The sequence below is a fragment of the Bradyrhizobium sp. Ken01 genome (genome assembly GCF_055807355.1).
In genome coordinates this window covers 25280-50648 of the sequence record NZ_JBVVPC010000009.1, presented here as the reverse complement: position 1 = coordinate 50648, position 25369 = coordinate 25280, and the positions used below count along the sequence as shown (strand labels likewise).

At 63.1% G+C, this 25369-nt stretch carries 23 protein-coding genes; 17 read left to right on the top strand and 6 right to left on the bottom strand.

Annotation, left to right across the window (positions count from 1 at the left end; all coding sequences use genetic code 11):
* The first annotated feature begins 1 nt into the window (after position 1).
* The 13 genes from AC0L3S_RS11680 to AC0L3S_RS11620 all read left to right on the top strand — a co-directional run bounded on the left by AC0L3S_RS11680 (position 2) and on the right by AC0L3S_RS11620 (position 13440).
* Positions 2–1510, top strand: coding sequence for an NADH-quinone oxidoreductase subunit M (locus AC0L3S_RS11680; protein WP_473279169.1), 1509 nt, complete (start codon positions 2–4; stop codon positions 1508–1510).
* Positions 1511–1532: 22 nt separating this feature from the next.
* Entirely contained in the window at positions 1533–2969 is a 1437-nt protein-coding gene (nuoN, locus tag AC0L3S_RS11675) for an NADH-quinone oxidoreductase subunit NuoN (protein WP_473279168.1), read from the top strand.
* A 1-nt stretch (position 2970) separates the two neighbouring features.
* A complete protein-coding gene (locus tag AC0L3S_RS11670; RefSeq protein WP_473259884.1) occupies positions 2971–3777 on the top strand; it encodes a biotin--[acetyl-CoA-carboxylase] ligase in 807 nt (268 codons plus the stop codon).
* The gene (locus AC0L3S_RS11665; protein WP_473279167.1) at positions 3777–5447 is read left to right on the top strand and encodes a ribonuclease J; all 1671 of its coding nucleotides are present in this window, start codon (positions 3777–3779) and stop codon (positions 5445–5447) included. The genes AC0L3S_RS11670 and AC0L3S_RS11665 overlap by 1 nt, the downstream gene beginning before the upstream one ends.
* A 13-nt stretch (positions 5448–5460) precedes the next feature.
* Positions 5461–5865 carry a methylmalonyl-CoA epimerase gene (gene mce / locus AC0L3S_RS11660; protein ID WP_007603572.1) on the top strand — a complete coding sequence of 135 codons (405 nt, stop codon included), beginning with the start codon at positions 5461–5463 and terminating at the stop codon, positions 5863–5865.
* Positions 5866–5874: 9 nt separating this feature from the next.
* Positions 5875–6150, top strand: coding sequence for a DUF1467 family protein (locus AC0L3S_RS11655; RefSeq protein ID WP_473259891.1), 276 nt, complete (start codon positions 5875–5877; stop codon positions 6148–6150).
* Between the two features lie 30 nt (positions 6151–6180).
* On the top strand, positions 6181–6528 hold the full coding sequence (locus tag AC0L3S_RS11650; protein ID WP_275171304.1) for a hypothetical protein: 348 nt from the start codon (positions 6181–6183) through the stop codon (positions 6526–6528).
* Between the two features lie 90 nt (positions 6529–6618).
* Positions 6619–7902, top strand: a complete 1284-nt coding sequence (gene mtnK / locus AC0L3S_RS11645; protein WP_473279166.1) for an S-methyl-5-thioribose kinase — start codon at positions 6619–6621, stop codon at positions 7900–7902.
* A 133-nt stretch (positions 7903–8035) separates the two neighbouring features.
* Positions 8036–9625, top strand: a complete 1590-nt coding sequence (locus AC0L3S_RS11640; RefSeq protein ID WP_473279165.1) for an ABC transporter substrate-binding protein — start codon at positions 8036–8038, stop codon at positions 9623–9625.
* 60 nt (positions 9626–9685) lie between these two features.
* Entirely contained in the window at positions 9686–10609 is a 924-nt protein-coding gene (locus AC0L3S_RS11635) for an ABC transporter permease (RefSeq protein WP_473279164.1), read from the top strand.
* Positions 10606–11427, top strand: coding sequence for an ABC transporter permease (locus tag AC0L3S_RS11630; RefSeq protein ID WP_007603580.1), 822 nt, complete (start codon positions 10606–10608; stop codon positions 11425–11427). Before AC0L3S_RS11635 ends, AC0L3S_RS11630 begins: the two co-directional genes overlap by 4 nt.
* The gene (locus AC0L3S_RS11625; protein WP_473279163.1) at positions 11424–12404 is read left to right on the top strand and encodes an ABC transporter ATP-binding protein; all 981 of its coding nucleotides are present in this window, start codon (positions 11424–11426) and stop codon (positions 12402–12404) included. The genes AC0L3S_RS11630 and AC0L3S_RS11625 overlap by 4 nt, the downstream gene beginning before the upstream one ends.
* The gene (locus tag AC0L3S_RS11620; RefSeq protein ID WP_473279162.1) at positions 12397–13440 is read left to right on the top strand and encodes an ABC transporter ATP-binding protein; all 1044 of its coding nucleotides are present in this window, start codon (positions 12397–12399) and stop codon (positions 13438–13440) included. Before AC0L3S_RS11625 ends, AC0L3S_RS11620 begins: the two co-directional genes overlap by 8 nt.
* Positions 13441–13702: 262 nt before the next feature.
* Here the strand turns inward: AC0L3S_RS11620 and AC0L3S_RS11615 are convergent, their stop codons facing one another.
* Positions 13703–14800, bottom strand: a complete 1098-nt coding sequence (locus tag AC0L3S_RS11615; protein ID WP_473279161.1) for a hypothetical protein — start codon at positions 14798–14800, stop codon at positions 13703–13705.
* 857 nt (positions 14801–15657) lie between these two features.
* On the bottom strand, positions 15658–16275 hold the full coding sequence (locus tag AC0L3S_RS11610; RefSeq protein WP_473279160.1) for a LysR family transcriptional regulator: 618 nt from the start codon (positions 16273–16275) through the stop codon (positions 15658–15660).
* 129 nt (positions 16276–16404) lie between these two features.
* Here AC0L3S_RS11610 and AC0L3S_RS11605 point away from each other — a divergent pair, with 129 nt between their 5' ends.
* Together AC0L3S_RS11605 and AC0L3S_RS11600 are read left to right on the top strand one after the other, a co-directional pair.
* A complete protein-coding gene (locus AC0L3S_RS11605; RefSeq protein ID WP_473279159.1) occupies positions 16405–16797 on the top strand; it encodes a RidA family protein in 393 nt (130 codons plus the stop codon).
* 41 nt (positions 16798–16838) lie between these two features.
* Positions 16839–17543, top strand: coding sequence for an L-2-amino-thiazoline-4-carboxylic acid hydrolase (locus AC0L3S_RS11600; protein ID WP_473279158.1), 705 nt, complete (start codon positions 16839–16841; stop codon positions 17541–17543).
* Positions 17544–17869: 326 nt separating this feature from the next.
* On the opposite strand, the gene AC0L3S_RS11595 is transcribed toward AC0L3S_RS11600, so the two are convergent.
* From AC0L3S_RS11595 to AC0L3S_RS11580, 4 genes are all read right to left on the bottom strand, one after another.
* On the bottom strand, positions 17870–18898 hold the full coding sequence (locus AC0L3S_RS11595) for an ABC transporter permease (protein WP_473279157.1): 1029 nt from the start codon (positions 18896–18898) through the stop codon (positions 17870–17872).
* Between the two features lie 11 nt (positions 18899–18909).
* Positions 18910–20412: a sugar ABC transporter ATP-binding protein gene (locus tag AC0L3S_RS11590; protein WP_473279156.1), complete on the bottom strand. Its 1503-nt coding sequence runs from the start codon at positions 20410–20412 to the stop codon at positions 18910–18912.
* A gap of 21 nt (positions 20413–20433) precedes the next feature.
* Entirely contained in the window at positions 20434–21456 is a 1023-nt protein-coding gene (locus AC0L3S_RS11585) for a sugar ABC transporter substrate-binding protein (protein WP_473279155.1), read from the bottom strand.
* Between the two features lie 140 nt (positions 21457–21596).
* Positions 21597–22001: a globin gene (locus AC0L3S_RS11580; protein WP_473279154.1), complete on the bottom strand. Its 405-nt coding sequence runs from the start codon at positions 21999–22001 to the stop codon at positions 21597–21599.
* A 477-nt stretch (positions 22002–22478) separates the two neighbouring features.
* Here AC0L3S_RS11580 and AC0L3S_RS11575 point away from each other — a divergent pair, with 477 nt between their 5' ends.
* Together AC0L3S_RS11575 and AC0L3S_RS11570 are read left to right on the top strand one after the other, a co-directional pair.
* Entirely contained in the window at positions 22479–22853 is a 375-nt protein-coding gene (locus AC0L3S_RS11575; protein ID WP_473279153.1) for a DUF2946 family protein, read from the top strand.
* Between the two features lie 84 nt (positions 22854–22937).
* Entirely contained in the window at positions 22938–25346 is a 2409-nt protein-coding gene (locus AC0L3S_RS11570) for a TonB-dependent receptor family protein (protein WP_473279249.1), read from the top strand.
* Positions 25347–25369 lie beyond the last annotated feature (23 nt).

Genomic DNA, 25369 nt, shown 5'->3' with positions numbered 1-25369 from the left:
AATGACGACCTGGCCAATTCTATCCGTCACGACGTTCCTGCCGCTGGTCGGCGCGCTGATCGTCTATCTCAGCCGCGGCGACGATGAGGCGGCGCGGCGCAACTCGCGCTGGATCGCGCTGTGGACCACGCTGATCACCTTCGCGGTGTCGGTGATCCTGGTCATGCGGTTCGACGCGTCGAACGCCGACTTCCAGTTCGTCGAGAAGGCGAACTGGCTCGCCACCGGCATCACCTACCACATGGGCGTGGATGGCATCTCGTTGCCGCTCGTGATCCTGACCACCGCCATCATGCCGTTCTGCATCATCGCGAGCTGGAAGGCGATCACCAACCGCGTCCGCGAATACATGATGGCGTTCCTGATCCTGGAAACGCTGATGATCGGCACCTTCTCGGCGCTCGATCTCGTGCTGTTCTACCTGTTCTTCGAAGGCGGCCTGATCCCGATGTTCCTGATCATCGGCGTCTGGGGCGGTCCGCGCCGGGTCTATGCGTCCTTCAAGTTCTTCCTCTACACGCTGCTCGGCTCGGTCCTGATGCTGCTCGCCATCATGGCGCTGTACTGGAACGGCGGCACCACCGACATCCCGACCCTGATGCACACCGCCGTGCCGCGCAGCTTGCAGACCTGGGCGTGGCTTGCCTTCTTCGCCTCGTTCGCGGTGAAGATGCCGATGTGGCCGGTGCACACCTGGCTCCCCGACGCCCACGTCGAGGCGCCTACCGCAGGCTCGGTGGTGCTGGCTGCGATCATGTTGAAGATGGGCGGCTACGGCTTCCTGCGTTTCTCGCTGCCGATGTTCCCGCTGGCCTCGCACGACTTCGCGCCGCTGATGTTCACGCTCTCGGCCATCGCCATCATCTACACCTCGCTGGTGGCGCTGATGCAGGAGGACATGAAGAAGCTGATCGCGTACTCCTCGGTGGCGCATATGGGCTTCGTCACCATGGGCATCTTTGCCGGCACCATGCAGGGCGTCGCCGGCGGCGTGTTCCAGATGATCTCGCACGGCATCGTCTCCGGCGCGCTGTTCCTCTGCGTCGGCATCGTCTACGACCGCATGCACACTCGCGAGATCGCGGCCTATGGCGGCCTCGTCAACCGGATGCCGCTCTACGCGCTGACCTTCATGGTCTTCACCATGGCCAACGTCGGTCTGCCCGGCACCTCCGGCTTCGTCGGCGAGTTCATGACGCTGCTCGGCACTTTCAAGGTCTCGATCCCGACCGCGTTCTTCGCCACCTTCGGCGTGATCCTGTCGGCCTGCTACGCGCTGTGGCTCTACCGCAAGGTCGTGTTCGGGGCGCTGGTCAAGCCCTCGCTGATGAGCATGAAGGATCTCACCTTCCGGGAGGGCCTGACGCTGTTCCCGCTGATCGCGCTGACGATCCTGTTCGGCATCTACCCGAAGCCGGTGCTCGACATGTCGGCGGCCTCGGTCCAGCAACTCGTCAACAATTACAACACCGCTGTGACGGCCGTGAAGGCCGCCGCACTGCTCCAGTGAGCGGGCAGGTCAGGATATCGCCATGAGCTTTGAGACTGCAGGTTATCAACTGGCGCCGGTGCTGCCCGAGCTCGTGCTCGCGGTCGGAGCCATGGCACTCCTGATGCTCGGCGCCTATCGCGGGCAGGAGACCACCAAGACGGTCACGACGCTCGCGGTGCTGCTCCTGATCGTGGTCGGCGTGCTCGAATACATGTTGCCCGCGGGCAAGCACGTGACCTTCGGCGGCAGCTTCATCGTCGATGATTTTGCCCGCTTCATGAAGATCCTGGCCCTGATCGGCTCGGCGGTGACGCTGGTGCTGTCGACCGAGTTCCTGTCGGATCCATCGCGCCGCATCTTCGAATATGCGATCCTGGTGCTGCTCTCGACGCTCGGCATGATGGTGCTGATCTCGGCCGGCGATCTGATCTCGCTCTATCTCGGCCTCGAATTGATGTCGCTGGCGCTCTACGTCGTGGCGGCCTCCAACCGCGACAACGCCAAGTCGACCGAAGCCGGCCTGAAGTACTTCGTGCTCGGCGCGTTGTCCTCGGGCATGCTGCTCTACGGCTCCTCGCTGATCTACGGCTTCACCGGCACGGTCGCCTTCACCGGCATCGCGGCGGCCGCGACGATCTCGAATGTCGGCCTGGTGTTCGGCCTCGTTTTCCTGCTCGCCGGCCTCTGCTTCAAGGTTTCGGCGGTGCCGTTCCACATGTGGACGCCCGACGTCTACGAGGGCGCGCCGACGCCCGTGACAGCCTTCTTCGCCTCGGCCCCGAAAGTGGCCGCGCTCGCGGTCTTCACCCGCGTTACGCTAACCGCATTCCCGGGCATCGTCTCGCAGTGGCAGCAGATCCTGGTGTTCGTGTCGATCGCCTCGATGGCGCTGGGTTCGTTCGCTGCGATCGGCCAGAGCAACATCAAGCGCCTGATGGCCTATTCCTCGATCGGCCATATGGGCTTTGCCCTGGTCGGGCTCGCGGCGGGCACGGTCGAGGGCGCGCAGGGCGTCTTGATGTACATCGTGATCTATGTCGCGATGACGCTGGGCTCCTTCGCCATCATCCTGGCCATGAAGCGCAGCGGCCAGCCGGTCGAGCAGATCAGCGATTTCGCGGGTCTCTCGCGCACCAATCCGCTGCTCGCCTTCATGTTCGCGATGCTGCTGTTCTCGCTTGCCGGCATCCCGCCGCTCGCCGGCTTCTTCGCCAAATGGTACGTCTTCGTCGCCGCCATCAAGGCGAATTTGTTCACGCTCGCCGTCATCGGCGTGCTGACCAGCGTGGTCGGCGCCTACTACTATCTCAGCATCGTCAAGACGATGTATTTCGACGAGCCGGCCGGACAGGTCGATCCGGTGCGCGTCGAAGTCAAGACGGTGCTGGCGGTCGCGGGCCTGTTCAACATTCTCTTCGCCCTGTTCGCGGGCCCGGTGGTGAGCGTCGCTTCCGCCGCCGCCAAGTCGCTGTTCTAGGATGGCATTCGCGCTCGGTCCTCGTGCGGCATCGGCGGGCTACAAGCTCGCAGCTTTCGAACGGACCGGCTCGACCAATACCGAGGCGATCGAGCACGCGAGGCGCGGCGAACGCGGCCCGATGTGGTTCGTGACGTCGGAGCAGACCGCCGGCCGTGGCCGCCGCCAACGCGCCTGGATCGCACCGAAGGGTAACCTTGCCGCCAGCGTCCTCGAAGTCCTCGACGTCGCCCCTTCCGTCGCCGCGACGATCGGCTTTGCGGCCGGGCTGGCCGAGGAGGCCGCCCTGGAGAAGGTCAGCCTGGAGGCTGCACTGCGCCTCGGCGAGGGCCGTCCCCGCTACACCCTGAAATGGCCTAACGACGTGCTGGCCGGCGGCAAGAAGCTGGTCGGCATCGGCCTGGAGGCCGAAGCCATCGGCGAGCGTCTTGCCATTGTCGTCGGCATCGGCACCAACGTCGTCGCCGCGCCCGAGGGTACGCCCACGCCGGCGGTGTCACTGGCCGCGCTCGGCGTCCAGATCAGCGCGGAGGAGTTGTTCTCGGCGCTCTCGGACGCCTGGGTGGAATTCCGCGGTATCTGGGACAATGGCCGCGGCTTTGCCGACATTCGCAAATTGTGGCTGGAGCGCGCCGCCGGCCTCGGCGAGCGGGTCGCGATCCACACGGGAGTGATGACGCTGGAAGGCATTTTTGACACGATCGACGACACCGGCTGCCTGATCGTCCGCACCGCGGAGGGCCGGCGCGTGCCGGTGGCCGCCGGCGAGGTGTTCTTCGGCACGGCCGCCTCCGTGGGAGCTGCGTGATGGCGAAGCCTGAAGAACTGGTATTTGCCCCGCTCGGCGGGGTCGGCGAGATCGGCATGAATTTGTCGATCTACGGCCTCGGCAACCGCCAGCAGCGTGCCTGGCTGGCGATCGATCTCGGCGTCTCCTTCGGCGACGAGGAGCATCTGCCGGGCATCGACCTGATCATGCCCGACATCAGCTTCCTGGAGAAGGAACGCAAGAACCTGATGGGGCTGGTGCTGACTCACGCCCATGAGGACCATTTCGGCGCCATCATCGACCTGTGGCCGAAGCTGAAATGCCCGATCTACGCGACCCAGTTCAGCGCCGCGCTGTTCGAGGCCAAGTGCGCCGCCGAGCGCAATGCGCCGAAGATCCCGGTGACGGTGGTGCCGTCAGGCGGGCGCGTCGATATCGGCCCGTTCAACGTCGAGTTCATCCCGGTCGCGCATTCGATTCCGGAGTCGCATGCGCTGGCGATTCACACCGATGTCGGCACGGTGCTTCACACCGGGGACTGGAAGATCGATCCGACCCCGATCATCGGCCGCCCGACCGACGAAAAGCGGCTGCGCGAGCTCGGCGATGCGGGCCTGCTCGCCCTGATCGGCGATTCCACCAACGCCGTGCGCGACGGCCGCTCACCGTCGGAAGCCGAGGTCGCCAAATCCATCACCGAGCTCGTCAAGGCCGCCAAGGGCCGCGTCGCGGTCACGACCTTCGCCTCCAACGTCGCGCGCCTCAAGGCCGTCGCCATCGCCGCGAAGGCCGCCGACCGTGAGGTCGTCGTGGTCGGCCGCGCCATGGAACGCGTGGTGCAGGTCGCGCGCGAGACCGGCTATCTCGACGGCGTGCAGAGTTTCCGCTCGCCCGACGTCTACGGTCATCTGCCGCAGGACAAGGTGCTGGCGCTCTGCACCGGCAGCCAGGGCGAGCCCCGTGCCGCGCTGGCGCGCATCGCCAATGACGACCATCCCGAGATCACGCTCAATCGCGGCGACAGCGTGATCTTCTCCTCGCGCACCATTCCCGGCAACGAGAAGGCGGTCGGCGCGATCATCAATGGCCTGGTCATGCAGGGCGTGGAGGTCATCACCGACCGCGACCAGCTGGTCCATGTCTCCGGTCATCCCCGCCGCGACGAATTGCGCGACATGATCGCCTGGACCAGGCCGCAGCTCCTGATTCCGGTCCATGGCGAGGCCCTGCACCTGAACGAGCACGCCAAGCTCGCGCGTGCCGCCGGCGTGCCGCGCGTGCTGGTCTGCCGCAACGGCGACCTGATCAAGCTCGGCCCCGGCGATCCCGGCATCATTGGGCAAGTGCCTGCAGGCCGTCTCTACAAGGACGGCACGATTCTGGAGGACTCCAAGTCCCGCGCGGTGGTCGAGCGGCGTCGCATGGCCTTCTCCGGCTGCGCCTTTGTCGCCATCGCCATGACGGAGCAGGGCGAGCTTGCCGACGATCCCGCGGTCGAACTCGTCGGCATCCCCGAGAAGAACAAAGCGGGCGAGCCCTTCGACGACATCGTCTTCGACGCCGTGGTCTCCACTGTCGAGGGCCTGCCGAAGGCGCGCCGTCGCGACGCGGATGCGCTGGCGGAGTCGGTGCGACGCGCTGTCCGTTCCGTGATCAACGAACATTGGGGCAAAAAGCCCCCCTGTCTGGTACACGTCCTGACAGTGTAACGGGAGAAGAAACATGCTGGGCCGGCTCAACCATGTCGCGATCGCGACCAAGGACGCCGTCAAGGCCGCCAAAATCTATGGCGCCGCGTTCGGGGCCCAGATCTCGGAGGCCGTCGCGCTACCCGAGCATGGCGTCACCACCGTGTTCGCGACGCTGCCCAACACCAAGATCGAGTTCATCGAGCCGCTCGGCGAGGCCTCGCCGATCGCTAAGTTTCTCGATCGCAACGCCGACGGCGGCATCCACCACGTCTGCTACGAGGTGGTCGACATCATCGCCTCGCGCGACACGCTGGTGAAGGAGGGCGCAAGGGTGCTCGGCGACGGCGTGCCGAAGATCGGCGCCCACGGCAAGCCGGTGCTGTTCCTGCACCCGAAGGATTTTTCCGGCGCGCTGGTCGAAATCGAGCAGGCATAGGCCGAAGCCATGGCCATCCAGATCTCAACCGCAATCGCGATCTACTTCGTCATCTGGTGGGTCGCGCTGTTCCTGACGCTGCCGTTCGGCGTGCGCAGCCAGCACGAGGACGGCGTCGGAGTGCCGGGCAGCGACCCCGGCGCGCCGATCCTGACGCGAATGAGGAGCAAGCTGATCTGGACCACGATCATCTCGGCGATCATCTACGCCATCGCCATGGTCGCCTATCACGCCGGCTATCTCTCGATCGAACGCCTGTCGAAATTGATGGGCATGCCGTTCTAGGAATTTTTGGTTGGCTTTGTTGGGGGACCAATGACTTTTCAGCGGATCGTCGTCGCGCTTCTGGTGCTGATCGTCGCCGGCCTCGGTGCCATCGGCTATTTCGAGTGGAAGATGGCCGTGCAGGTGCGCACCCTGAAGGCGTTCGTCGAGGGCTACGTCTTCAACGAGGCCGTCATCGCCTGCGAGCAGGCCAAGAGCTCGACACCGTTCAAATGGAACGGCGGCAAGAGCACCTCGGTGATCGGCCTGAACTCGGTCAAGACAGACAAATACACCGTCAGCGCCAGCTACACGCTGGTGGCGGACAGCGTCTATTGTGATTACGATCCGATCAAAAGAAAGGCCGAGATCGGCTCGAGCTTCCTGGAGCGGGAGTAACGATCCGGCCCATACAGGAGCATGATCCGGAAAAGTGTGAAGCGGTTTTCCGACAAGATCATGCTCAAATAACAATGGGATGGGATCGTCATGACCGGAGACCGGGCAGGGGATTATCGGATTCTGCATGAGGCTGACTTGCGGGATTATCTCGCAGGGGTTCCGGACCTCGCAGGGACGCTCGGTGGCGAGCCGGCCTCCTGGTCGATCACCGAAGTCGGCGACGGCAATCTCAATCTCGTTTTCATCGTCAAGGGCGGCCGTGGCGGCGTCGCCGTGAAGCAGGCGCTGCCCTATGTCCGCCTCGTCGGCGAGAGCTGGCCGCTGCCGCTGTCCCGCGCTCATTACGAATATCTCGCTTTGTCGCGGCAGGCCGAGCTCGCGCCCGGCCTCGTGCCGGCGCTGCTGCATCATAACGAGGCCCTGGCGCTGACGGTGATGGAACTGCTCGAGCCCCACATCATCATGCGCAAGGGGATGGTTGCGGGGGCGCGATATCCGCGCTTTGCCGATGACATCACCACCTTCATGGCGCGGACATTGTTCTTCACCTCCGACCTCGCGTTGTCGGCGGCCGAGAAGAAGCAGGGCATCGCCGACTTCGCCGGCAACCATGCGCTGTGCAAGATCACCGAGGATCTGATCTTCACCGATCCCTACCGCATCGCCGAGCAGAACCGCTGGACCGCGCCATATCTCGATGCGCTCGCCGCAGAGCTGCGCGAGGACATGGATCTGCATGTCGCGATCTCCCGGCTGAAGCTGAAGTTCATGGCAAGCCCCGAGGCGCTGCTTCACGGCGACCTGCACACCGGCTCGATCATGGTCACGGACGGCCAGACGCGAGTGATCGACCCCGAATTCGCATTCTATGGCCCGATGGGTTTCGATGTCGGTGCCGTGCTGGCCAACCTGCTGATGGCTTACTTTGCTTCCGCCGGTCACGAACGCTCGCCGGGCGAACGGACGGCGTTCGAGCATTGGGTGCTGGAAACGGTCGAACAGGTCTGGAACGCGTTCGCGCGCAAGTTCCTCGAGCTCTGGCGCGCCGGCGCCGCAGGCGATGCCTATCCCGCCTCGCTCTTCGCCGGCGAGACAGGCGCGGCACGGCTGGAGGCCGAGCGGCAGGCCTACATGCAGCGGCTGTTCGCGGACACGGTCGGCTTCGCCGCGGCAAAAACCATCCGCCGTATCTTCGGTCTCGCCCACAATATCGATTTCGAGCTGATCGAGGGTCCGCGCCGGCGCGCGATCAGCGAAGCAAGGGCCGTGAGGCTGGCAAGGACGATGATGCTGGAGACGGGGGCGTTTCCGGCCATCGCGGATGTCACCGCCGCAGCGCGAAAATTGCGCGACTGGCAGCCGGAGTTCTAGCGGGCTTCCTCACAAATCGGCGGGCCCCGCGCGCGACGCTCGCATACGTCAACCCCGTCAAGGCGCTTGCGCTCGACCTGCCGTGGATGGTCAACTCTCGGACCAGAGCACGGCTTGCGTTGTCGGAGGGACCATGATGTTCAGGATAGTGGCGATCGTCGCGGGTTTGGCACTGGCACTCGCCGCCTCAGCAGAGGCCCAGACTCCGCGCAAGGGCGGAACCATCCGCATGACCGCGCCTTATGGGTCGAGCTTCACCAGCCTGGACATTCATACGACGCAGCGCGCCCAGGACGAGATCTACGCCAAGGCCCTGCACCGGTCGCTCTACATCTGGAATTCCGCGGAAGGCAAGCCGGTTCTGGAGCTCGCCAAGGAGGACGTCGTCTCGGGCGGCGGCCTCGTTCACACCTTCAAGCTGCGCGACGACGCCTATTTCCACAATGGCCGCAAGATGACGGCCGACGACGTCGTCTGGACCTACAACCGCATCATGGATGGCACCAAGGCCTATCCCGGCGCGCGCTATGTCCGCGTGATCGAGGGTGCGGCGGCAGTCGAGAAGGGCCAGGCCAAGGAGATCTCCGGCCTGAAGAAAATCGACGACTTTACGATCGAGATGAAGCTGACCGAGAAAGTCGATCCGGGCTTCTATTTCTGGAACGCGATCACGTCGATCTATCCCGCCGACGAAGCCGCCAAGGAGAGCTTTCTCCAGAAGCCGATCGGTCTTGGCCCCTTCAAATTCGTCGAGCACGTGCCGGGATCGCGCATCGTCCTGGAACGCTGGGACCGCTTCTACAAGCCCGGCAAGCCCTACGCTGACAAGATCATCGTGTCGGTGATGGGCGAGGCCGCGGCCCGCGATGTCGCCTTCCGCAACAAGGAGATCGACACCTCCGTGCTGGGACCGGCGCAATATGTCGCCTATCAGAACGACGCCGACCTCAAGGGCACCGTCGTCGAAGTCGCCGAGGTCTTCACCCGCTACATGGGGATGAATCCAACGTTCAAGCCGTTTGCCGACAAGCGGGTCCGGCAGGCGATCAACTACGCGATCGACACCGACCTGATCATCAACAAGCTGGTCAAGGGCAAGGCCTACCGCGCCACCAGCTGGCTGCCGCTGACCTCGCCAGCCTACGACAAGTCCATGAAGCCCTACGCCTTTGATCCCGCCAAGGCCAAGCAGCTGCTCGCCGACGCCGGCTATCCCTCGGGCTTCGAATTCGAATGGACCACCAGCCAGAACGAGAGCTGGGGCCTGCCGATCGTCTCGGCCGTGATCCCGATGCTGGACAGGGTGGGCATCAAGGCGAAGGTCAAGCAGGTCGAGACCGCGGTGCTGGCGGAGGTGGTTCGCAGCGGCGACTACCAGGCCTTCATCTATTCCCAGGCGAGCGGCCCTGATCCGCAGGCTGCCCTCAAATGCTTCCACTCGGCGACGCCGCAACCGGCCTGCAACTACATGAACTTCAAGAATGCCGAGTTCGACAAGCTGATCGACGAGGCCGGGCAGGCGGACGATCCGGCCAAGCGCACCCAGCTGCTGCGAAAGGCCAATGCGCTGCTCTACGAGGAGGCGCCGGTCTGGTTCTTCAACTACAACAAGGCGGTCATGGCGGTGCAGCCGTGGCTCAAGGGGATTCAGCTGAACGCGACCGAACTCACCCATCAGAACGTCGAAGATCTCTGGGTCGACGAGACCTCGCCCGCGAAGTGACACGCGCTCTCGCGCTCCCTCTGTCGCCATGAACGACGGAGGGAGAGAGGAAAACTGCCGATGCTCTCTTTCCTGTTCCGCCGCCTGCTGCAGACCATTCCGACCGTGCTCGCCGTGGTGGCTCTGGTGTTCGTGCTGTTCAGTGTCGTTCCCGGCAGCATCGTCTCGTCCATGAGCGACGATGCCGATCCGCAGGTCGAGCTGCGCATGAAGAAGCAGCTCGGGCTCGACGATCCCGTCTATGTCCGCTTCGGCACCTACATCGCCAAGCTTGCGACCGGTGATTTCGGAACCTCGTTCCGGACCCGCGAGCCTGTGAGGTTCATGATCGCCAAACGGATATGGCCGACGCTCCAGCTCATCTTCACCGCCATGGCGTTTTCTGTCGTGATCGGCGTTCCCCTCGGTTTCATCGCCGCGCTGAAGCCGGGGGGCATCGTCGATACGTTGGCCATGGTCGTGGCGGTATCCGGACTTTCGATCGCCAAATTCTGGCTCGGGCTGGTGCTGATGTATCTGTTTGCGTTGAAGCTCGGCTGGCTGCCGAGTTTCGGCTATGGCGACGGCGGACTGAAATATCTGATCCTGCCGGCCGTGACGCTTGGCGTCTCGCCCATGGCGCTGTTCGCCCGGACGACACGCGCCGCGGTGCTCGAGATCATGACCGCGGATTTCGTCCGCACCGCGCGCTCCAAGGGCATGAGCGAGACCCGGGTCGTGAAGTGGCACGTGATGCGCAACGCGCTCGTCATCATTCTCACCACCGTCGGCCTCCAGTTCGGCGCGCTGATGGGGCAGGCGGTCGTGGTCGAGAAATTGTACTCCTGGCCGGGCATCGGCTCGCTGCTGGTCGACAGTGTCCTGCAGCGCGACATTCCGGCCGTGCAGGGCTCCATTCTCGTCGTGGTGCTGTCCTTTCTCGCGATCAATCTGCTGATCGACGTGCTCTACGGCGTGATCGATCCCAGGATCAGATACGCATGAAGCTCCGCGCCAATCTCATCATCGGTGGCGCGCTGTTCGCGCTTGCGATCCTGGTCGGCCTGCTCGCGCCTTGGCTCGCGCATACCGATCCTGTCCTTGACGCCAATCTGCTCAATGCGGAAGAGCCGCCGAGCTGGACCTGGTGGTTCGGCACCGACGACCAGGGCCGCGACATCTATTCCCGCGTCGTCTATGGCGCGCGCGTTTCGCTGACGGTCGGCATCGTCTCGCAGCTCATCAACAGCGTCATCGGCGTGGCGCTGGGCCTGAGCGCCGGCTATTGGGGCGGGTGGTGGGACGATGTCGTCAACGGCCTGACCAATCTCATGCTCGCGATCCCCTCGCTGATCTTCGCGCTGGCCATCATGGCGGTGCTCGGCCCCGGCCTGACCAGCCTGCTCATCGCACTCGGCTTGACCAACTGGTCCTTCACGTGCCGGATCGCGCGTGCGTCGGCGCTGTCGCTGAGGAGCCAAGGCTATGTGCAGGCGGCGACCGTGCTCGGCTACGGCGATCTGCGCATCATGATCACCCAGCTGCTGCCGAACATGCTGGGACCGATCGTCGTCATCGGCACGCTCGGCATGGGCAGCGCGGTCTTGTCGGAAGCCGCATTGTCGTTCCTCGGCCTCGGCGTCCGGCCCCCGTTTCCGAGCTGGGGCAGCATGTTGTCGGATGCCCGCGATCAGATCACGACGGCGCCGTGGCTCTCGGTGTTTCCCGGCCTTGCGATCTTCCTGACGGTGCTCGGCCTCAATCTGCTCGGCGACGGCCTGCGCGACATTCTCGATCCCCAATCGCGGAGCCGGCGGACATGACCGACGCGCCGCTGATCGAAGTCGAGGATTTGCGCATCGATCTCGACGATGGATCGCGGCGCGTTGCGGCGGCCGAGGGCATTTCATTCCGCATCGATCGCGGCGAGACCTTCGGCCTCGTCGGCGAATCCGGCTGCGGCAAGAGCATCACGGCGCTCGCCTTGATCGGCCTGTTGCGGCAGCCGCTGTCGATCGGCGGCGGCGTCATCCGGTTTGAGGGGCGGGAGATCCAGCACCTTTCAGCCGCCAGGCAACGGGAGCTACGCGGCAATCGCATCGCCATGATCTTCCAGGAGCCGATGACGGCGCTGAACCCGGTCTCGCCGGTGGGCCGGCAGATCGCCGAGATGTTCGTGCTGCACAAGGGCAAGAGCTGGCGGGAAGCCGACAGACTCGCGGTCGAGGCGCTGGCGAGCGTCCGCGTTCCCGCGCCGGAGCGACGCGTGAAGGATTACCCGCACCAGCTGTCCGGCGGCATGCGTCAGCGCGTGATGATCGCCATCGCGCTGGCCTGTGGTCCGGATCTCCTGATCGCCGACGAACCGACCACGGCCCTCGACGTGACCGTGCAAGCCGAGATCATCGAGCTGATGCGGAATTTGTGCGCCGAGCGGGGAACCGCCATCCTGATGATCAGCCACGATCTGGGGCTGGTCGCCAATGTCTGTCGCCGCGTGGCCGTGATGTATGCCGGCCGCATCGTCGAGGAGCGCGGCTCCGCCGATATTTTCCGGGCACCCTCGCACCCCTATACGCGAGGCCTGGTCGCCTCGCTGCCGCGGCTCGGCAGTCGCGCCGCGCTTGGCCGGACCCGGCTGACGGAGATCGCGGGTGTGGTCCCGGCCATCACCAATTTCCCCGAGGGCTGCCGGTTCAATCCGCGTTGCGCGCAGGCGACCGATATTTGCCGGACCACCGCGCCGGGAGCGGATGTGCTGGAGGCCGGCGGTCTGGTGAGGTGTCATCACCATGCATGAGCCGCAGGACAGGTTGGGTGAGACACGGCCAGACGACGATGTCATTCTCAGCGTGAGGGATCTCGCCGTCCATTTTCCGCTCGGAGGCGGCTTGCTCGGCCGCGGTCGTCGGCTGCTCCGTGCCGTCGACGGCGTCGATCTCACCCTGAAGCGCGGCGAATGTCTTGGCCTCGTCGGCGAGTCCGGCTCGGGCAAGTCGACCGTCGCATTGTCGATCCTTGGCCTGTTGACGCCGACGCGCGGCCGCATCGTGCTGGACGGACAGGTCGTGACGAACCGGCCATCCGGGGATCGCAAGGCGCTGGCCCGCATCGTGCAGATCGTGTTTCAGGATCCCTACGCCTCGCTCAATCCGCGCCAGACCGTTCGCCGCACGCTGGAGGATCCCCTGCGTGTGCATGGCGTCACGGCCAAGAGCGAGATCGAGGACCGCGTCGCGAAGATGCTGCGGCATGTGGGCCTGCGGCCGGAGCAGGCCGACCGCTACCCGCATGAATTTTCGGGCGGTCAGCGCCAGCGCATCGGCATTGCGCGTGCGCTGATCCTCAATCCAAAAATCGTCATCTGCGACGAACCGGTCTCGGCGCTCGACGTCTCGATCCGCGCCCAGATCATCAATCTGCTGCTGGAGTTGAAGGAAACCCTCGGTCTCTCCTACATCATGATCAGCCACGATCTCGGCGTTGTCGAACACATGAGCGACAAGGTCGCCGTGATGTATCTCGGCCGCATCGTCGAGAACGGCCACTGGCGCGAGATCTTCGAGCGGCCCGCGCACCCCTATACGCAAGCCCTGATCGCTGCGATCCCCGATCCACTGCGCCACGCACCGCTGGCGACGACAGGCGGCGATCTTCCCAATCCGCTCAATCCGCCGAACGGATGTGCCTTCAGCCCGCGGTGTCGGTATGCGGAAGCCGTGTGCCGGAGTGAGCCGGGACCGGTGCTGGAGATGCGAGCTGACGGACATGCGGTGAGGTGCTGGCGAAGTGAGGAGATTCGTGGAGAGAGCGTCGCCCTATCACCGTCACTCTGAGTGGCCACTTCTTCAGCGTCCCTCGAAGGCGATGGCCCCGCTGCATCTGCTCCGCGTGCGATGCGTTCGGGTCGCGGCCTCGCACCTTCAGCGACTACGGCTTCGCCGTTGCTGCGGTGATGACGGGCATTGTTCACACTCCTTGGGGGAGCGCGCGGATGGGCTGTTCTAGACAATTTCACCCGTGCCGATACGGTCGCGCCCGATCTTGGGATGCCGACCAGAGTTCAATCGCTCGGCCCGGCTCGGTTTGTCCAGTATCTCAGGAGCGTGGCCCAAACCACGCTTCCCGGCCAAGATGGCGTACTGCCGCTACAAGGATGTTGTTCATCACGTCCTCGGGAAGTTCGAAGCGGACTTCGTGCAGTTTTTCCTTCTGATTGCCGGTCAGGAAAATTTTGACGAGTTCGGCGCCATAGCCGTTGCCCGCTAAAACGGCCGTAAAGATTTCGTCGCGGCCTGCGAGGTTTGGGCCAATTATTCCGATACCGTAGAGTGGCGCCGTCAGTTGAATCTCCCCAATCTGGCGGTCTGGGACCGGCCTTGCCGAAGCGGGTAAAGGAGAGACAATGCTGATGCGCTGGTGCGGATCGCCTTTCAGGTTCGACACGGCGGTATTGGATAGAAATGTCATCACGCCCATGTAGTCGTCGATCGCAAATATCTTGACGTAGAACGGCATTTGGTAAATCCGAATGTCTCGGTCATTCGGGAAGGCTATCCTGTAAAAGAGATACACGATGTCACCTAAGAGGACGAAGCCCCGTCCGTCCCAGATGTAGATGTCGTAGCCGCCGCCGAATTTTTCGGCTATGGTATTGCCTGAGCTCACTTCGTTTCCGATGAGGGTCGTGACGGCATTGATAGCGGCTTCGCGCGCTACTTCGAAGTCGTAGCCATCTGCTGCCCGTCCCAGATCGATGTGAGGCAGAACATCAGCGAATAAGCGACGGCCGTTGCCTTCAATGAATCTCTCGTCGAGTCGAAAGCTGCGATCCGTCGAGTTCCAGCGAAAGGTATAGGCTGCGTCATCGACGAGATGGCCGATGATTGTGCAGTCGGCGAGGCCGTCCTGAAGGTCCAGGTATCCCTGCCACTCGTCGACTGTGAGACCACCTACCGCGAAATTAATGAGTCTCTCAAAGATCATCTCGATGGCGTTGCCATCGCCTGAGCCCGCCACGACTAGATTTGGCAGGATCAATCGCGCCTTGCGGACTAACGCGACCACGGTATCTTGAGCCCTGATCTCTTCAACGGTCGGGATTTGGATGTGGCTACCCGCTGCCGGTCGCGTTGCAAGATAATCGGCGAGCAAGATCGGAATATTGCCGCTCCGGTACGCTGCATTGATTGTCACTGAGTCGATAGCCTTAGTGGTGGGCGTGTTTGACGATCAACCCAGCTAAGCAGGCGGCCCGACTGACGTCCACTCCACTCAGGGGACAGTGATCCCGCCGCCAAAAAACCGACCATTGGTCCTGCGGAAACCATTCAACGCGAGTTCGGCAGGGCTTTGAACGGGGCTTTTAAGTCACCCCCGTCTTCAACGCTTATCGGCCTGTCCGTGGTTCGTCCCGCTCTCTGGACCGATATAAATGCCGGTCTTCATACACTGCTTCCATGCGGCGCCGCACCGTTCGGGCTTGGCCGCTCTGGATACACAAATCGCCTTGTATTCCGAGCATGACGTTGCTTGAGCTGGATGTGACGCAACTACGATGAGTGCTGCGAAAAAGAGAGCTTTCATGGTACCGTTCTCACTTCTTCTTTGCGGTCTCTGCCGCCATACACTTTTGCATATCGGATTCCCGTGCGGCCTTCGCCTGGCCATGGGCAGAGCCAAACGGGCCGTGCTTGGCAAGCGACTGCTTACAACACCTTACGGAAAACCCGCTGTTGGTGCACATCGAGCTGTCTTGAGCGAAGGCTCCGGTGGAGAAGAGCAAAGGCAATAGCGACGATGAAGGGTTTCATGAAATCCTCTTAAGTTGATTGATTTATTAGAACGCAGCTTTTCCGCGAACGCAAGCCGGGTTGGTCACTCTCACCAGCGGCGGTCCACCCCCTTCAAGGCTTTGTAGCCGCCGCAATACAGCCGTCCGCTCCCTCAGGGGCAGCTACCACTGATGCCACAATCGCCATGATGAGATCGTGCTCCTGTTTTCGCCCGACCCATTAAGCGCGGCCCAGCAAGGCTATGGATTCCGGTCAAGCCTATCGTCTGACACCGACCACATAGGGGCGGCGGTTTGCGTTCTCAGCCGGCAAAGCCCGCAGCCAAGCGCGAAAACTGACGATCTCCGGGCAATCCGCGGTGCCTTCAGGCGCAACGAGCCAATCACCCAGACCTGATCCCTCATCGACCCGGTCGCAGCGATAGCCGGGATGGTGGCCGAGGCCGCGGGCAATCAGCAGGTCGACCTTGCCCTCGACCAATTCGTGGAGACCGGCCGGGTGCAGCACCCGCAAACCGATCTCCGCATGCGCGCTGCGAAACGCTGCCAGATCGAGGCGGCGGAGGTCGAAGCTGCCATGGACGCCTAGCTGTAGCAGCACCGCGCCTGCCGGTTTCAATTGCGAGGTCGCCTCCGCAATGTGGCGAAAGCCTTCGGAGACCCCGGGCAGATAGGCCTGACCGGCGACGGTGAGGATCAGCTGCTTATGCAGCCGCTCGAACAGTTGCACGCCGAGGCGTGCCTCCAGTGCCTTCACCTGCTGCCCCACGGCGGCGGGCGTCACGTGCAGCTCGTGTGCGGCCAGCTTGAAGCTGAGATGCCGGGCGGCGGCTTCGAAGGCGCGGAGCGCGTTGAGTGGGGGAAGGGCGTAGGTCATCGGGTTTCATTTTGACACTGATGGGCTGTGGCCTTGCAATAGATTTTCTTGCGTTGAACCGCAGCAATGATGCTTTGCGGAGCGGCGATGGCGCCGGCTACGGTCGAACCCGCAATCCGGAGAAACCCTATGCCCCCAGCTCACATCGTCAGCCACAATCCCGCAACGGTCCACGCTCCCGCCGGCGGTTACTGCATGGGACTTGAACTGACGCAGCACCGTCGCCTGTTGTTCATCAGCGGCCAGGTGCCCCAGAGATCCGACGGCACCGTGCCCCACGGTTTCGAGGCGCAGTGCGAGCAGGCCTGGCGCAATTTGATCGAGGTGCTCGCCGCCGCCGGCCTTGGCATCGCGCATCTGGTCAAGGTCACCACCTTCCTGACCGACCGCAATCAGCTCGTAGCCAACCGCTCCATTCGTCGCGCGATGCTGGGCGAACACCAGCCTGCGCTGACGGTCGTGATCGTCGAGACCGTCGACAGCAAATGGCTGCTGGAGATCGAGGCGATCGCCGCCGAGTGAGACCGGCCGACTTTGCAATGAGCCAATCATATCAGGTGTCCATGGCTGAGATCATCCATCCGTTTTACGAAGCCCATCGCGGTGCCATGAAGGCCGCTATGCGCGAGCGGCTCGATTTGGCCGAAGCGATGTTGCGCGAGCGCGCGCAGCTCTCCGAGATCGACGGCATCAGGCGGGAGGTGATGGACGAGTTCGAGATCGTGCTCACCCAAATGCCCTATGTCGGCGGCGCGGCGAGCCGCATGAGCGATTTCTTCATGCGTCTGATGGGCTTCACGGCGATCAGCCGGGTGCTGCGACGCCACGGCGTGCCGGTGCCTGTGATCGGCGAGATCGAGCGGGACACCTACAAGGCGCAATTGCTCACCGTATCGGAAGCCGAACGTCTCGCTTCGGGTCGTCAGTTCATGTCGCCGGAGAACCAGGCCTTGCTGCGCGCGCAGGCGGCGAGAAGCGCGAGTGAAAGCCATCAGACCGAATTTCCGGAAGATTTCGTCTACGATTTCGTCGAGCCTGATACGGATGACAGTTTTGAATTCGGCATCAATTACAAGGCTTGCGGCTTCTGCAAACTCGCGGCGCGCCATGACGACAAGGACATCCTGCCGAATATTTGCGGGCTCGATTTCGTCGCCTACGCTGCGCGAGGCATCCGCCTGGAGAGGACACAGACGCTAGCGGGCGGTGCGAGCTATTGCAATTTCCGGTTCTCGCGGCTTGGGCAGGATGGGAAAGCGCAGAGTTAGGCCGCGTTCTCATGCTCCGCGATGAAGGTGAGGCTCGATTGCCCCTGCTGTCACCTCGTCATTGCGAGCGCAGCGAAGCAATCCAGAATCTTTCCGCGGCGGCAGTCTGGATTGCTTCGCTGCGCTCGCAATGACGGAGGTTGGGGCGCTGTCCGGAGCCGACCCGCGCACATCGCCATGATGATATCCTGCTCCTGTTTTGCCCGACGAGTCAAACGCCGCCACGGTCGCAGCTACACAATTTCTGGTTTTTGTAAGTCGTTGAATTCCCTCACAGTCTCTACTGTGCATGGGGTTGTTTTCGCGCTTTTTGTTTTGAGGGGCCGCTATTCCACCGCCTTTTCCCTCAGCCGCTGCGCATAGACGTTGATCACCAGCGCCGCCAGCAGGATCAGGCCGCGGATCAGGATCTTCAGGAAGCTGTCGATGTTGACGTGGTCGAGGCCGTTGTTGAGAACGCCGAGAACGAAGAGCCCGACGATGGTGTTGCCGATGCCGCCGCGGCCGCCGAACAGGCTGGTGCCGCCGACCACAACGGCGGCGATGGAGTCGAGCAGATAGGTATCGAACTCGTTCTGCTGCGCGCTGCCGAAATGAGCGACGCCGAGCATGCCGCCGATACCGGAGCACACCGCCGAAATCACCATCACGGCGCCGAGGATGAGCTTGACGTTGAGGCCGGAATATTCGGCCGCCTCGCGGTTGCCGCCGACCATGTAGACGTAGCGGCCGAAGCGCGTGTAGGTCAGCACCAGATGTCCCGAGAGCAGCATGATCGCGGCGACGATGACGATCCATGGGATGCCGCCGATCGATCCGGAGCCGAGCGTGGTGATCACGCCGGGCACCTTGTAGGCGATCTGGCCGCGCACCAGCAGCGCCGAGATGCCGGCCGCGATCTGCATCATCGCCAAGGTCATGATGAAGGAGGGGATGCCGATCACGGTCAGCCCGAGCGCATTGACGAGGCCGAGCAACGCGCAGAGCAAAATGGCCAGCAGGATCGCCGCGGCGCCGGGCAGGGGAATGTTGGGAATGTTGACGTAGGATTCCTGGAGCGTGAAGTAGGCAACCGCGATGCCCGTGACGTTGGCGATGCTGGCGATCGAGAGGTCGATCTCCGCGCAGAGGATCACGAAGGTGAGGCCGACGGCGATGATGCCTGTGACCGACACCTGCGTCAGGATGTTGCCGAGATTGTCCAGCGTCGCGAAGGAGGGACTGGCCAGCGCAAAGAAGCCGGACAGGAAGATCAGCGTCAGGAACGGGGCGATGTTGCGCATCTGCGAGCGCAGGAACGGCGCTAAGCCGCGCGCCCGCTGCCCCGCCGCCAAAGCCGTCTCACTGCTCGCCATGTGCTTCTCCGTCACGCCGCTTCCAGCAGGCGGTCCTTGCTGACCGGCTCGTTCGTGAATTCGCGCACCAATGCGCCGCGCTTGAGCACGAGGATGCGGTCGGCCAGCGACAGCACCGTTTCCGGCTCGGTCGAGAGCACGATGATCGCGAGTCCTCTGGCGCGAAGATCGCGGACGATGTTGATGACGTCGTTCTTGGCGCCGACATCCATGCCGCGGGTGGGCTCGCACAGCACCAGGAGTTTTGGCGGATAGGTCAGCCATTTCGCCAGCGCGACTTTCTGCTGATTGCCGCCGGAGAGCATGCCGAGATCGAGCCCGACCACCGGCGGCCTGATCTGGAGCTGCTCGACCTGGCGCTTTGCGATGTCGCGCTCCTGCGCCGGCTTGAGCAGCAACGCCGAGATGCGATCGAGAATGCTGATTGAAATGTTCTTGTAGACCGGCTCCTGGTGAAACAGCATCGCGCGCCGGCTCTCCGGCACCAGCGCCACGCCGGCGCGCCGCGCCGCTGCCGTGCTGGCGAAGGTCTTGGGCTTGCCCTCGACCGCGAGCGTGCCGCCGTCCGGCTTCAGCTTGCCGAACAGGATGCGCGACAGCTCCTGCTGGCCGCAGCCCATGAACCCGTAGATGCCCAGCACTTCGCCGGCGCGCGCCTCGAAGGAGATGTCCTTCAGGCTGCGGGCCAGCGACAATTGGTCGACCTTGAGGACCACCGAGCTATCGCTCGGTTGGGGCAGCATCAGATCGTCGCTGTAGCTGTGCTCGAGCGCTTCGCCGGCGCGGCCGATCATGGCCTCGATCAGCGCGCCTTTGCTGGTCGCAGCACTTGCCGTTTCCGCGACCTTCCGTCCGTTGCGGAACACGGTCACCGTGTCGGAGACGCGCAAGATGTCCTCGATGAAATGCGAGATGAAAACGATCGCCGTGCCTTCCTCGCGCAGGCGCCGCAGCGTTGCGAACAGTCGCTCGACCTCGGGTGGGGAGAGGGCGGAGGTCGGCTCGTCCAGGATGACGATGCGCGCGCCGGAGAACAGCACGCGCGCGATCTCGATCAGCTGCTGGAGTCCGATCGGGAGATCGCCCAGCCTGCTCATCGGATCGACGTCGATGCCGAAGCGGGCGAGCTGCTCGCCGGCCTCGCGCGCCATCCGCCGCCATTGCACCAAGCCGAGCCGGTTGGTCGGCTGGTTGCCCAGAAACACGTTCTCCGCCACCGTGAGGTCGGGCGCGACCGAGAGCTCCTGGTGCACCATGGCGATGCCGGCGCTGTGCGCGTCGCGGGCGGAGCGGAAATGCATCTCCTGTCCGTCGATCAGGAAGCGGCCGGAGAATTCGGTGTGCACGCCGGCGATGATCTTCATCAGCGTGCTTTTTCCCGCGCCGTTCTCGCCGACGAGACCGTGGATCTCGCTCGCGTGGAGCGCGAAGTCGACACCACGAAGCGCCTCGACGCCGCCGAAGCTCTTCGTGATGCCCTGCAGTTCCAGGATGGGCGAACGATCCTCTCGCATGGAATTTCAGATCTTGGAGGCTCAGATCAGGAAGTGATCCTGCATCCACTGCATGCCTGCGGCGTTGGCCTTGGTGACGACCGGTCCGTCGGTGACGACGTTCTTGGGGATGCCCTGTCCGCTCTTTTCGCCCCCGACCACGGCGGAAACGCCCGCGATGACGGCGCCGCCGTGGATGCGGCAGGACGGATTGCGGACGGTCGCGAACATGCGGCCTTCGCTGACCGCCTGGATCGCCGGCGGCATCGCGTCCACGCCGCCGATCAGGATGTTGGTGCGGCCCCGCGCCTTCATGATATTGGCGGCGGCGAGCGCCATGTCGTCATTGTGGAAGAACGCCGCGTCGATCTGCGGATACTTCGTCAGGTAGGTTTCCCAGAGACGCGCGGTCTTCGACACATCCCAGTCGGCCGGCTGGGTGTCGAGCACCTCGATCCCGGGGAATTGCTTCACGACATTGTTGAAGCCCTTGGCGCGGCCCTGCGCGCCGGTGTGGCCGAGGGCTCCTTGCGTCATGATGATCTTGCCCTTGCCGCCCATGGCGTTGCACAGCGCCTGCGTCACCGAGGCGCCCATGAACTCGTTGTCGGGGGCGAGAAAGGAGTGGACGTTGATCTGGTCCAGCGGCGCAATCAGCGTGTCCATGTCGATCACGGGCGTGCCGGCGTCGATCATCTTCTGCACCGGCTGGGTGAGGGTGCCGATGCCGAAAGCCTGGATCGCGACGAAGTCCCATTTTTGCGAAGCCATGTTGTCGATCGCCGCGCGCTGCTTCACCGCATCGAGCTGGCCGTCGAACCAGGTGACCTCGACGTTGAACAGCTTGCCCCAGAATTCCGCGGCCTGCTTGCCCTGCGCGCACCAGGTCGCCTGGAGGCCTGCGTTGGAGAACGCCGCCTTGAGCGGCTTCTCGCTGCGTCCGACTTCGGCTGCAAGGGCGGAGTTAATGCCCATGCTGCCGAGGATGGCAGTCGCCGCGCCGGCGGTTGCTGCCGCCTGAAGAAGATCGCGCCTCGTCGTCGAGAAATCTTTCGTCCCGGACATCGCTCGCTCCCATACAATTTTATCTCGGCGCGTCATTGATTGCGCGACCGATGTCCGAAAGTGTCTCACAAGAGTTGGTGCCACTCAATCCGCAATCAACGGCGGGTCGCCGCGAGCCCGTGTTGGTGCAGCGCAAGGCGTCAGGCCGGGACACCCGCGAACGCGTCGATCTCGATGAGCAGTCGGTCCCACGCCTGTGCGATGTCCGGCGACCATTTATCGCGGAGAAGATCGCGCAGCGTATCCCGGATGACGGCGAAGAAGGCGGTGAACAGCTCGCGCGGCGTGCCGTAGCCATCGTGCGACACGACCTCGCACGCGATCAGCCGGAATTGCCCACGGCGATCACCGGCGAAGTCGAGAATCGCCTCGATCGTGAGTGCGAGCATCGATCCCATCACGAGCTCGCTGCCTTGCGTGCGGAACATCGCCCGCGTTTCAGGATACTGTTCGAACAGCCGCTGATAGACGTGTGGCGTGAGATCGGTGCAGCGCGAGGCTGCAAGTTCAAAGCTCTGTTCGACCAGATTGGGAGAAGGATTCATCGGCGCATGAGCCCCGCAGACAAAAAAAGAGCGGGGCCCTAGCCCCGCTCGAAAATTGTGTCGACCCTATTATCCCCGATTCTAAGATTTGATCTTGATTGGCGGGGCGACGCTGCATTTTGCGCGTCAGGGGCTCCTCCCGAGACTTGGACCACCAGACTTCGACCTCGCGGCCAGCCTGAGCAAGGGGATGCTAGATCAACTTTTCTCACTTGTCATCATTTTCGGCAACGAATGTTCAAAATTCGAGCATTTGACGAAATGATCGGGTGGCCCGCCGTGTAAGCATATGACAAATATAAGAAATCTGTGGATGGGGCAGGGGCTCGACTGCCTCAAATGCCGGAGGTCCCCTCCCTTGGGACGGCCGGACCACAGTTTCCGGGAAATTTGCGCTGGATTAAGGAGGTGGCGGAACCGGGCTCGACTCGGCCCTAGCGCGGTGTTTAGTTAGTAGGCGAACGAATGGTTCGGCGGATGCGCGCACGGCTGCAAAAATTCCTACCCTTGGTCCTGCTCGCTTTGGTGATGCAGGTGCTGGCGCCGATTGCCGCCTGTCTGGCGGCCGGCCAGGCTGTGGCCGATCCGCTTTCTGCCTCCATCATCTGTCACAGCGCAGGCGAGCAAGGCGGCCTGAACGATCCGGCGGGTACGCCGGTCGCACATGCCGGTGCATGCGCCCTCTGTTGCTTGGCGCAATTGGGCGCGTCGCTCGATTCGCCGTCGCACGCCGCGCTTTCCGTTCCCTTCCGCCACGCCGAGCGCGTGGTATGGCACGCCGTGGAGGCATCCGCCGGCGCGACCCATAAAGGCACAAACGCCCAGGCGCGCGCGCCGCCTCAATTTTCCTGACGACTCTCGTGATCGCCGCGGTCCGCCGCAGGCGATTGATGCTGTCGAATGGCCGGAGAGAAAGCCCGGCGTCAGGAATGCCCCATGTTATGTTGTCATGCCCGCCGTGGCGCGAGCGTCGTCGCCGTTCAGGCCGCGCTGCTTGCATCGTCGAGCGGAGCCTTTGCCCAAAGCGGCAATACCGAGCTTCCCGCGGTGACTGTCGTGGCCCCGCAGGCTGCCCGTCCCAAACCAATAAGCCGACCGTCGAAACCGCGCTCCGCATCGGTGGGCCGTGCGGCAAGGCCCGTGACGCCAAGCGCAAGCGTCAGCGTATCCACCCAAAACAGGGCCGTGACGGCCAGCGCTGCCCGCGATGGCGTCAATCAGGCGCCGGCCGGTCAGACCGCGACGACCATCGATCGGAGCCAGTTCGACAACCGCCCGTCGTTTTCGGTCAGCGACGTCCTGCGGGATAGTCCGGGTATTTCGATCAAACAGGGGAACGGTCCCCGCGATTTCGGCATCTCGATCCGCGGATCCAACGCCCGGAACGGTTTTGGCATCCGCAATCTCGTGATCTTCGACGACGGTTTTCCGGTGACGCAACCGGATGGCCTGTCGCGCAGCGATCTGATCGATCCGCATGCCTATGGGGAAATCGACGTGGTCCGCGGTCCCTCGTCGGCTCTCTATGGAAACTACGCGACCGGCGGCGCGCTCAATTTCCGAACCCGGCCCGGTGGCACGATCGACGGCGTCGAGTATGGCGTCGACGGCGGCAGCTACGGCTATCTTAACAACTACCTGGCGGCCGGAAAGAAGGTCGGTAATTTCGAGGGATCGCTGTTCGCAAGCGACACGCGGGGCGACGGCTACATCGGCAATAGCTGGTTCAATACGCAGACTGTCAACTTCCTCGGCACGCTCAAGGCCACGCCGGACGACCGCTTTACGGTCAAGATCATCAACAATGACCTGAGTGCGCGGTTGCCGCTCCGGCAGTCGCTGAACCAATTCTACACCAATCCCTACCAGCAGGGGTGTACGAGCGGTACGGCGGCGGCCGCCGGATGTCCCACCGTGTCTCTCTTCAAGAACGGCTTCAACGGCGGCAAGGACAACGAGACAGCGACGCAAGCCGGTCTCGGGCGAAACGATCGACGAACCATTGTCGGAGCACGATGGGACCACGACTTCGACAATACGACCACGTGGCGAAACCAGTTCGTTTTCGACGACAGGAACATCAGCCAGCCGACCGGCGCGACCAGCGCCATCGGCGATTTCCCCTCCTACAACTACATGAGCGACATTACGAAGCGTGGCGAAATCTTCGGCGTGGAGTCCACCACATTGGTCGGCGCCTGGTACAATACACTCGTGGCGTCAAGCGATACGCGTAACGTCATGCCAGGCGGAAACGCCACACTGGGACTGATCTCGGCCAATACCTTCAGCGATACATCCAACTATGGAATACGGGCGAGGGAGGAACTGAAGCTCACTCCTGATTTGACGGCGATAGCCGGAATCGGTTGGGAAACTACAATTCTGAGAGGCGTCAATACCCTCTATAAATACAACACCTTCAATGTTCCGGTAGCGACGATACCGGTGCCTACCGCCGCCGATCGCAAGATCGAGAACACGGCTCCTGAGTTGGCGCTGCTCTACAGGCTCAATCCAGAATGGCAGTTTCGCGGACGTGTGGCGACCGGATACGGAACGCCGCAGGTCTCGAATCTGTTCGTTCTTCCGAACGGTGATTTTGGCAGCAACACGCAGCTCCAGACGCAAACCAATGTCGGATACGATCTGGGCTTCGACTGGACGCCGAGCAGTGCGGTCAAACTGAGCGCGACGGCCTTTTACGAGTTTTTTCGAAATGAATTGGTGAGTCAGGCCGTCAGTAACCCGAGCGCGAGCAACGCGACTTACATGTTCAACGCACCGCGATCCGAGCATCGGGGCGTCGAACTTGCTGCCGATTGGAAGTTCCATCCGGGCTGGCGGTTCATGGCGGCGTATACCTATCTCGACGAGGTCTACACCGAGTATGTGGAGAACATCACCAATGTCGCGGTGTTCAGCTTCAACCGGGCAGGCAACAAGATCCCCGGAATCTCGCCGAACGAGCTGACGGCCAGGATCGGCTACGACGAATTCGCGGGGTCGCTGGCGGGGCTCGGAGGTTTTGTCGAAGTCCAGTGGAAGGACTCCTTTTACATGGACAATGCAAATCTGCTGAAAGCGCCGGGCTATGAGCTGATCAACGTGAACGTCCACTACAAGACGGACCTGGTGTCAGACACCTTCAGATCCCTCAACCTGTTTCTCGAAGTCAGGAACGTATTTGATCGCACTTATGTTGCGTCGGCAAACAACATCACCAATACGGTGACCACAGCCGGACTTCCAAATCTTGCCAGCGTGCTGGCGAACACGACGGGATCGATTTACGCGGGCTCGCCGCGCACGTTCGTCGCGGGTATGAAGGTGGCGTTCAAATGATACGGGCTCTCGATGGGAGTAGG